Annotated in this window: 8 protein-coding genes and 1 pseudogene; 6 read left to right on the forward strand and 3 right to left on the reverse strand. The window is 68.7% G+C overall.

Going from position 1 to position 8,355, the window contains the following annotated elements:
* Window positions 1-112 precede the first annotated feature (112 nt).
* The 6 genes from ABZX92_RS44065 to ABZX92_RS44090 are packed head-to-tail and all read left to right on the forward strand — an operon-like array spanning window position 113 to window position 6,594.
* On the forward strand, window positions 113-487 hold the full coding sequence (locus ABZX92_RS44065; protein WP_355571868.1) for a hypothetical protein: 375 nt from the start codon (window positions 113-115) through the stop codon (window positions 485-487).
* The gene (locus tag ABZX92_RS44070) at window positions 480-1,481 is read left to right on the forward strand and encodes a hypothetical protein (RefSeq protein WP_355571870.1); all 1,002 of its coding nucleotides are present in this window, start codon (window positions 480-482) and stop codon (window positions 1,479-1,481) included. Before ABZX92_RS44065 ends, ABZX92_RS44070 begins: the two co-directional genes overlap by 8 nt.
* A 54-nt stretch (window positions 1,482-1,535) precedes the next feature.
* Window positions 1,536-2,894 (forward strand): family 2B encapsulin nanocompartment shell protein, encoded by a 1,359-nt coding sequence (locus ABZX92_RS44075; RefSeq protein ID WP_355571872.1) that lies wholly within the window; start codon window positions 1,536-1,538, stop codon window positions 2,892-2,894.
* A gap of 14 nt (window positions 2,895-2,908) precedes the next feature.
* Window positions 2,909-3,943 (forward strand): family 2 encapsulin nanocompartment cargo protein polyprenyl transferase, encoded by a 1,035-nt coding sequence (locus tag ABZX92_RS44080; RefSeq protein WP_355571874.1) that lies wholly within the window; start codon window positions 2,909-2,911, stop codon window positions 3,941-3,943.
* 13 nt (window positions 3,944-3,956) lie between these two features.
* On the forward strand, window positions 3,957-4,898 hold the full coding sequence (ispH, locus tag ABZX92_RS44085; protein WP_355571876.1) for a 4-hydroxy-3-methylbut-2-enyl diphosphate reductase: 942 nt from the start codon (window positions 3,957-3,959) through the stop codon (window positions 4,896-4,898).
* Window positions 4,891-6,594: a 1-deoxy-D-xylulose-5-phosphate synthase gene (locus ABZX92_RS44090; protein ID WP_355571880.1), complete on the forward strand. Its 1,704-nt coding sequence runs from the start codon at window positions 4,891-4,893 to the stop codon at window positions 6,592-6,594. The genes ispH and ABZX92_RS44090 overlap by 8 nt, the downstream gene beginning before the upstream one ends.
* Here ABZX92_RS44090 and ABZX92_RS44095 read toward each other — a convergent pair.
* From ABZX92_RS44095 to ABZX92_RS44105, 3 genes and pseudogenes are all read right to left on the reverse strand, one after another.
* Window positions 6,557-7,663 (reverse strand): acyltransferase, encoded by a 1,107-nt coding sequence (locus ABZX92_RS44095; protein ID WP_355571878.1) that lies wholly within the window; start codon window positions 7,661-7,663, stop codon window positions 6,557-6,559. The two genes, ABZX92_RS44090 and ABZX92_RS44095, sit on opposite strands and share 38 nt — an antisense overlap.
* Before the next feature lie 384 nt (window positions 7,664-8,047).
* A complete protein-coding gene (locus ABZX92_RS44100; protein ID WP_355571882.1) occupies window positions 8,048-8,266 on the reverse strand; it encodes a citrate/2-methylcitrate synthase in 219 nt (72 codons plus the stop codon).
* Window positions 8,261-8,355, reverse strand: a pseudogene (locus ABZX92_RS44105) (glycerophosphodiester phosphodiesterase family protein); the annotation flags it as partial. The pseudogene ABZX92_RS44105 and the gene ABZX92_RS44100, both read right to left, overlap by 6 nt.

Consider the following 8,355-nt stretch of genomic DNA (forward strand, 5'->3'; position numbering starts at 1 on the left):
GCGCGGAGGAAGTACGGGAAGAGGTCGCGGAGGTCGACGACGAACTTCGACAACTCGGAGTCCGCGGCTCACTCCCCTCTCTGGAAGTCCCGCTCTCTCGTACGAACGGGAAGTGCAGCGCGAGGGCGAGAACTCCAACGGTGTCCTGGTGTTCGAGAAGTTCTTCGGCCACGACACGCAGACCGCGGTCGAGGCCGTGAACAACCTGTTGACCTCGCGGCTGCATCAGTTCGAGAACACCGTGTTCACCGAGCTGCCGACACTCTTCGCTGAGCACGGCATCGACCCGGTGGAGCAGGCGCGGGTGCTCAAGTACGTGAAGGGCCTGCAGGACTGGCAGTCCGGCGGGCACGAGTGGCACCTGCACGCCGGCCGCTACACCAAAGTCGAAGGTGGTGCCGGGAACTCGGCGTTCTTCCGCACGATCCTGCGCGGGCCGACCGGCCTGGGCACGTCCGGCGCGTGGCTGGGGGTGAGTCGTGGTTGAGTTCGACATGCCGTTCGCGGCAAGGCTCTCCCCGCACGTCGACCGCGTCCGCCAGCACACGAAGACGTGGGTGCGGGACATGGGCATGCTCAACGGCGCGCCGTGGACCGAGGCGTTCTACGACGCGGCGGACTACGGCGGCTTCGGTCCGCTCACGCACCCGACCGCGTCGCTGGAAGACCTGAAGCACATCAACGACTGGCACACGTGGGGCTTCTACCTGCACGACGCGTTCCGCGAGGGCTTCCTGCGGTCGCGCAACGTGCTGGGCGGCAAGGCGTTCATCGCTCGGCTCAAGGAGATCCTCGCGTCGGGGACCGCGCCGATGAACCCCGCGGAGAAGGGACTCGCGGACCTGGTCTCGCGGTCCTCTTTGGACGATGACGACCGCGCCGGCGTCATCAGCCTGCTGGACGGAATGTCGTGGGAGCTGCACAACACCGCACAGGGCCGGGTGCCCGACCCGATCGACCTGGTCGAGATGCGCCGCAAGACCAACGCGGGCGACCTGTCGGCGGCGCTCGCGCAGAAGTCGGTGGGTGCCGAGCTGCCCGCGGAGTTGTTGCGCAACTCCACGATGCGAGCGCTGGTGGACTCGTTCGGCGACGTTCCCGGGCTGCGGCAGGAGATTCTCGGGTTCGACGCGTTCTACGGCTCCGGCGCCAGCACGACCAGCGCGGTGCTGGCGGTGCAGCAGTTCTTCGAGTGCGAACTTCAGCAGGCCGTCTCGGTCGTGGGCGACCTGGTCGCCGCGCGGTTGCGGCAGATCGAGTCGATCATCGCCGAACTTCCTTCCCTGGTTCAGGAGTACGACCTCGACGAGCAGGCGCGTGCCGGGCTGCACCGGTACGTCGAAGCTCTGAAGTCGTGGCTCGCCGGTGAGCTGCTCTGGTCGCGGAGATCCGGCAGGTTCAGCTTCTCCCCCGCCCCCACCCGGAAGTCGTTCCACTCCCCCACCGGACTCGGCACCGCCGCTGTCCTGGTTCGTTCATAGATTGGACTCGCAGTGACTGTTACCGATCCGGGCCTTGGGGTCGAGGACAAGCAGATGAGCCTGTCGCGGGCCGCTGCGCGCAACCTCGCGACGACCACCAAGTCCGCACCGCAGATGCAGGGGATCTCGCCCCGCTGGTTGCTGCGCATGCTGCCGTGGGTCGAGGCCAAGGGCGGCGCGTTCCGGGTCAACCGGCGCCTCACGTTCGCGATCGGCGACGGCCGGGTCACGTTCACCAGCGTCGGTTCCGAGGTGCGGATCGTGCCGCAGGAGCTCGCGGAGTTCATCCTGCTCCGCGGGTTCGAGGACGAGGAGGCGCTGACCGCCGTCGCGAACCGCTTCGAGCAGCGCGAGTACCAGCCGGGTGAGGTGATCGCGGAGCGCGGCACGTCCGTCGACGAGATCATCGTCATCGCGCACGGCAAGGTCACCAAGACCGGCCTCGGCGAGTACGGCGACGACGTGGCGCTGGGCACCATGGCGGACGGCGAGTACATCGGTGACGAGCCGGTGCTGTCCGGCACTGAGAAGGACTGGAGCTTCACCGCGCGTGCGTTGACGCCGACGACGGCCGTGGTGCTCTCGCGGGCGACGTTCAACCAGCTCAACGGGCAGATCGCGCCGATGCGCGAGCACATCGCGCAGCAGCTGGCGAACCCGACGAACGCCTCGAACAAGCACGGCGAGGCGGAGATCGACATCTCGTCGGGCCACGACGGCGAACCGAGGCTGCCCAGCACGTTCGTCGACTACGAGCTGCGGCCGCGTGAGTACGAGCTCTCGGTGGCGCAGACGATCCTGCGCGTCCACACCAGGGTGGCGGACCTCTACAGCCAGCCGATGGACCAGGTCGAGCACCAGTTGCGGCTGACGATCGAGGCCCTGCGCGAGCGGCAGGAGTTCGAGCTGATCAACAACAAGGAGTTCGGCCTGCTCGCCAACGCCGACCTCAAGCAGCGGGTCAGCACCCAGTCCGGTCCGGTGACGCCGGACGACATGGACGAGCTGATCTCGCGGCGCCGCAACACGAAGCTGATCCTGGCGCACCCCAAGGCGATCGCGGCGTTCGGCCGTCAGCTGTCCTCGCGCGGCCTCTACGCGCCGACGGTCGAGGTCGAGGGCAAGCCGCTGCAGTCGTGGCGCGGCATCCCGATCGCGCCGTGCGACAAGATCCCGGTCAACAAGAACGGCACGACGTCGATCCTCGCGATGCGTCTCGGCGAGGAGAAGCAGGGTGTCGTCGGCCTGCGCCAGACCGGCATCCCGGACGAGTACGAGCCCGGCCTGAACGTGCGGTTCATGGGCATCGACGAGCACGCGATGCTGAAGTACCTGGTGTCGACGTACTACTCGGCCGCGGTGCTGGTGCCGGACGCGCTGGGCGTCCTGGAGAACGTGGAGATCGGTCTCTAACCATGACCGCCGAGATGACTGAACCTCTCGCGGCGGGCAGACCCGCCGGCGAGGTGCTGGCGTGGAGCCGGGGGCTCGTCCTCCCGGCTCTGCGCAAGGCCGTCGAACAGCTGCCGCCGTCGATGCGCACGATCGCGGAGTACCACCACGGGTGGCGCGACGAGTACGGCAACCCGGTGCTGGAGAACGGCGGCAAGGCCATCCGTCCCGCGCTGGTGCTGCTGGCGGCCGAGGCCGTCGGCGGCTCTGCGGCCTCCGCTGTCCCGGCGGCGGTCGCGGTGGAGCTCGTCCACAACTTCTCGCTGCTGCACGACGATGTGATGGACCGCGACACGACCCGTCGCCACCGGGCCACGGCGTGGACGGTGTTCGGTGTCAACGCCGCGATCCTGGCGGGCGACGCGCTGCAAGCGCTTGCGCTGGACGTCCTCGCGGCGTCTGGACATCCGCGTGCGCTGGAGGCGATCCGGACGCTGGGCGACGCCACCGTTGCGTTGCTCGACGGGCAGGCGTTCGATCTCGACTTCGAGACGCGCTCGGACGTGGTGGTGTCCGAAGTGGAACGAATGGCGCGCGGTAAGACCGGCGCTCTGCTCGGCGCCTCAACGGCTTTGGGCGCCCTGTTCGGTGGTGGCACCGACGAGCAGGTCGAGGCGATGCGCGGCTACGGCGCCGAGCTGGGCCTCGCGTTCCAGCACGTGGACGACCTGCTCGGCATCTGGGGCGACCCGGCCGTCACCGGCAAGGCCACCCACTCGGATCTGATGAGCCGCAAGAAGTCCCTGCCCGTTGTGCACGCGCTGACCGCCGGTGTGCCCGCTTCTCTTGAGCTGGCGTCGTTGTACTTCGGCGCGGAGGAGATGAACGCGGAAACGCTTGCGCGGGCGGCATCTCTGGTCGATCTGGCCGGTGGGCGGGCCTGGAGCCAGACGCAGGCCGACGAGCTGCACACGCAGGCACTCGTTCACCTCGGCGAGGCCTCTCCCACCGCGCGTGCGGCCGTGGAGCTGGGGACCTTGGCTCAACTGGTCACCCACCGAGACCACTGAAAGGCACATCTAGATGACGGAACACCCGCCGCGTTCGGTGCTGCTCGCGTCACCCCGGTCGTTCTGCGCCGGGGTGGAGCGTGCCATCGAGATCGTGGAACGGCTTCTCGACCAGCGCGGCGGCCCTGTCTACGTGCGCAAGCAGATCGTGCACAACGTCCACGTCGTGCGCTCCTTGGAAGCTCGGGGCGCGGTGTTCGTGGAGGAGCTGTCCGAGGTGCCTTTCGGTGCCACGGCTGTCTTCTCCGCGCACGGCGTCTCCCCCGCTGTGCGCGCCGAGGCTGTTTCGCGGTCGCTCGACGTGCTGGACGCGACCTGCCCTCTCGTGACCAAGGTGCACTCCGAAGCCCGCCGGTTCGCCGAGCGCGGGGACACGATCATCCTCGTCGGACACGCCGGGCACGAGGAGGTCGAAGGGACGCTGGGGGAAGCTCCCGACCAGATGGTGCTGGTGGAGACCGTCGAGGACGTTCTCGCGCTGGACATCACCGGACCGGTCTCGTACCTGACCCAGACGACGCTGGCGGTGGACGAGACGGCCGAGGTGATCGAGGCGCTGCAGCGGAAGTTCCCGCAGCTGCGCGGGCCTGGCTCCGACGACATCTGTTATGCGACGACGAACCGGCAGATCGCGATCCGGGACGTGGCCGCGCAGTCCGATCTGGTGCTGGTGGTGGGCTCGAAGAACTCGTCCAACTCGGTGCGAATGGTCGAGCTGGCGGCACGTGGCGGCACTCCGGCCTATCTGATCGACGACGCCTCGGAGATCGATCCGGCGTGGCTGGCCGGTGTCACGTCCGTGGGTCTGTCAGCAGGGGCGTCTGCTCCTCCCGAGCTGGTGGACGAGGTGGTGTCGGCGTTGCGGGCCTTGGGATCGGTTTCCGTTTCCACGCACACGACCGCCACCGAGACGATCGCTTTCACGCTGCCGCTGGCGGTGCGCCGTGCTGGCTGACATCACCTCGCCCGCGGACGTCCGTGCGCTGCCTTCTGCTTCGTTGGGTCCGCTGGCCTCCGAGATCCGGTCGTTCCTGATCTCCAAGGTGCACCGGACCGGCGGGCACCTCGGGCCGAACCTGGGTGCCGTCGAGCTGACCATCGCCGTGCACCGGGTGTTCTCCTCGCCGGTCGACGTGGTGCTGTTCGACACCGGGCACCAGTCGTACGTGCACAAGATGCTGACCGGGCGGGTTTCCGACTTCGACTCCCTGCGCCAGGCCGGCGGCATGTCCGGCTATCCCTCCGCGGCCGAGTCCGCGCACGACGTGATCGAGAACTCGCACGCGTCGACCGCACTGTCCTATGCGGACGGTCTGGCCAAGGCGTTCGAGCTGGCCGGGACCGACCGCCGAGTCGTCGCCATCGTGGGCGACGGCGCGCTGACCGGCGGGATGTGCTGGGAGGCGCTCAACAACATCGGCGGCTCGTCTCGCCCGGTTGTGGTGCTGCTGAACGACAACGGCCGCTCCTACGACCCGACTGCCGGTGGGTTCGCGGCTTCGTTGATCGCTGGCACGGCGCGTGGGCTGTTCGAGGCTCTGGGGCTTGCCTACATCGGCGAGGTCGACGGCCACGACGTGCATGCCGTCGAGAACGCCTTGTGGGAAGCCAAGGCTCTCGGTCGGCCGGTGGTGGTGCACTGCAAGACCGTGAAGGGCAAGGGGTACGAGGCCGCGGAGACCGAGGAGTCCGACCGCATGCACGCGGTCGGCGCTGTTGGTGCTTCTGGCGGCCGGACCTGGACCGACGCTTTCTCCGACGAGATCGTGGAGATCGGTGCTGCGCGTCCGGACGTCGTGTGCCTGACCGCCGCGATGCTGGAACCAGTGGGGCTGCGGCCGTTCTCGCTTCGATTCCCATCGCGGGTTTTCGACGTCGGGATCGCCGAGCAGCATGCCGTGACGTCCGCTGCCGGGATGGCGATGGGCGGGTTGCACCCGGTGGTCGCCATCTACGCGACCTTCATGTCGCGTGCCTTCGACCAGCTCCTGCTGGACGTGGCGCTGCACCGGTTACCGGTGACGTTCGTGCTGGACCGTGCCGGCGTCACGGGTCCGGACGGCGCGTCGCACCACGGCATGTGGGACGCGTCCGTGCTACCCGTCGTGCCCGGTCTGCGGCTGGCTGCTCCGCGTGATCCCGCTTCTCTCGCCGAGTTGCTGCGCGAGGCGGTCTCCGTGTCCGACGGACCGACCGTCGTGCGCTATCCGAAAGCCGCTGTCGGCCCTGACGTGCCCGCGGTGCGGCGCGTGAGCCATTTCGACGTGCTGCGCGAGGTTCCGGACGCCGAGGTGCTGCTCATCGCGGTGGGTCCGCTCGCCGGTCCGTGTCTGGCGGCGGCCGAAGAGCTCGCCGCACACGACGTGCGGGTGAACGTCGTCGACCCGCGCTGGACCGCTCCCCTGGACCCGCACCTGGTCAAGTACAGCGGCCAGCACAAGCTGGTCCTGGCCGTCGAGGACACCACCTCGACCGGTGCTCTGGGCGCACGACTGGGTCAAGCCCTGGCCGGTTCGTCGACATATGTGGCCGCTTTCGCCTTGCCACCAAGGTTTCTGCCGCACGACTCGCGTGCCCGCATCCTGCGCGCGCACGGGTTGGACGCGGCGGGCATCACGACGAGCGTGCTGAAGCGCCTCGCCGTGAAGTGACGTACCAGCCGACCGCGAACGACAGCGCGATCGCTCCCGCACCTACTGCCGGCGCCTTGATCTCGGCCGGCAGGTCGAGCGGGCGCAGGGCCGTGGCGAGGCTCAGCAGGATCGGCCCCTGCACGACGAACGCGACGTAGGCGGACCGCGCCAGCCCGTCGGTGAAGGGTCCCTGGCCGGTCAACCTCCGTTGCGCCAGCCCGATCAGCCACAAACTGCCTGCCACCACCAGGATTCCTTCGACGAGCGCGAGTGCCAACGCCTGCCACGTCCAGCCGCCGAGGAACGGTCCGGCGTTCTCCGCCAGATCCAGCACACCCAGAAACGCCGCTGCGAAGGGAAGTACGACGATCGTGCCGATGACGACGTTGCGGCACATGCGGTAGATCTCGTCCGGCACCCGTTCCGCCAGCTTCCGGCCGCCGATCGCGCCGAGCAGGAACATGCCGAGACACTGCGGCCACCACCACAGGTGCAGGTCGCCGACCTGCCCGCTCCTCGCCGGGAACACCAGCCGCGTCAGGAACGTCGTCCCGGCAACGAGCATCGTCATGCTCAGCACGGTCTTCGGCGTGATCGTGCGTTCCTTCACGGGTGGCGCGAGGGCGACCGCGATGCTGAAGATCAGCAGCACGCCCACGAACCACAGCGATCCGCTGTCCAGGAACGGGTCCCGGTGCGTGAACGCGTGCCACCAGCTGACTGGTCGTCCCGCACCGTTGTAGGCGATCCACACGAACGTGGGCCACACGACGAGCGCCGTGACCACCCAGGGCGTGCCCAGTCTGACGAGACGCTCGGCGATGAACTTCCTGGCGCCTTTGCGCTCGATCGAGCCGGGCGTGAAGATCCCGGCCATGAAGTAGAAGGTGCCCATGAAGAACAACCCGGACGGCCCGATCAGCGCGGCCAGCACCGTCTCCACGCCGGGGTGGAACGTGACCTCGTTGACCTCGTCGTACGGCCAGCCCCCGACCGCGGCGTAGCCCAGCAGCGCGTGGCCGCCGATGACCCACGCCACGAGGATCACCTTCAGGTTGTCCACAGCGGACAATCTCACGCGGTCCATGGTCCGCTTCCCGGCGCGTTCATGCCACCGCCGACGGGCGGACGCGACCGTTCACCACAGGTGTTCAGGCGGACGAGTTCCGTGGCCAAGACGTGCGGTCCAGGAGACGAGCGAGAGGGAGCGCAGCAGCGGCGGGTGGACGGCGCTTCAGGTCGAGGCTCGTGGCCCCGGAGGTCGTCAGGCGCGTCGTGCACCACGCCAGGTCGAGGGTCATCCGCCACGCCAACTCGCCTGCCACGCCAGCTCGGACCGGCTCCACGCCCCCGCCGGGTCGCGCGCCGGAGAGCCTGACGCCACGCCCAGCACTCCGCCTCCCGCTGGTTAGCGCGTCATCGGGGCCAAGCGCATCCCAACCACGCTCCAGACCATGTGGCCGGCCTTGATCTACGGGCGGTCGCCCATGTACACGCCGAGCGCGCGGAACCGCAGGCCCGGCTCGGCGTACTCCTCCATCGCGTGCGCGATCCAGCCGACGATCCTGGCGATCGCGAAGATCGCCTCGCCCGCGTCGGGCGCCATCTCGAACATGACGCCGAGCTGGGCCAGGGCCAGGTCGATGTTCGGGAACGTCTGCTGCTGCGCGCCGATCACCTTGTCCGCCACCAGCTTGCCGTCCTTGGTCGACACCAGGTCCGGCTCGATGAAGTCGGCACCCATGCGAGCGGCGAGCTCGTAGGACGCGAGCGTGTGCT

Origin of the sequence: Lentzea sp. NPDC006480, from assembly GCF_040611995.1 — a bacterium.
Lineage (GTDB): Bacteria > Actinomycetota > Actinomycetes > Mycobacteriales > Pseudonocardiaceae > Lentzea.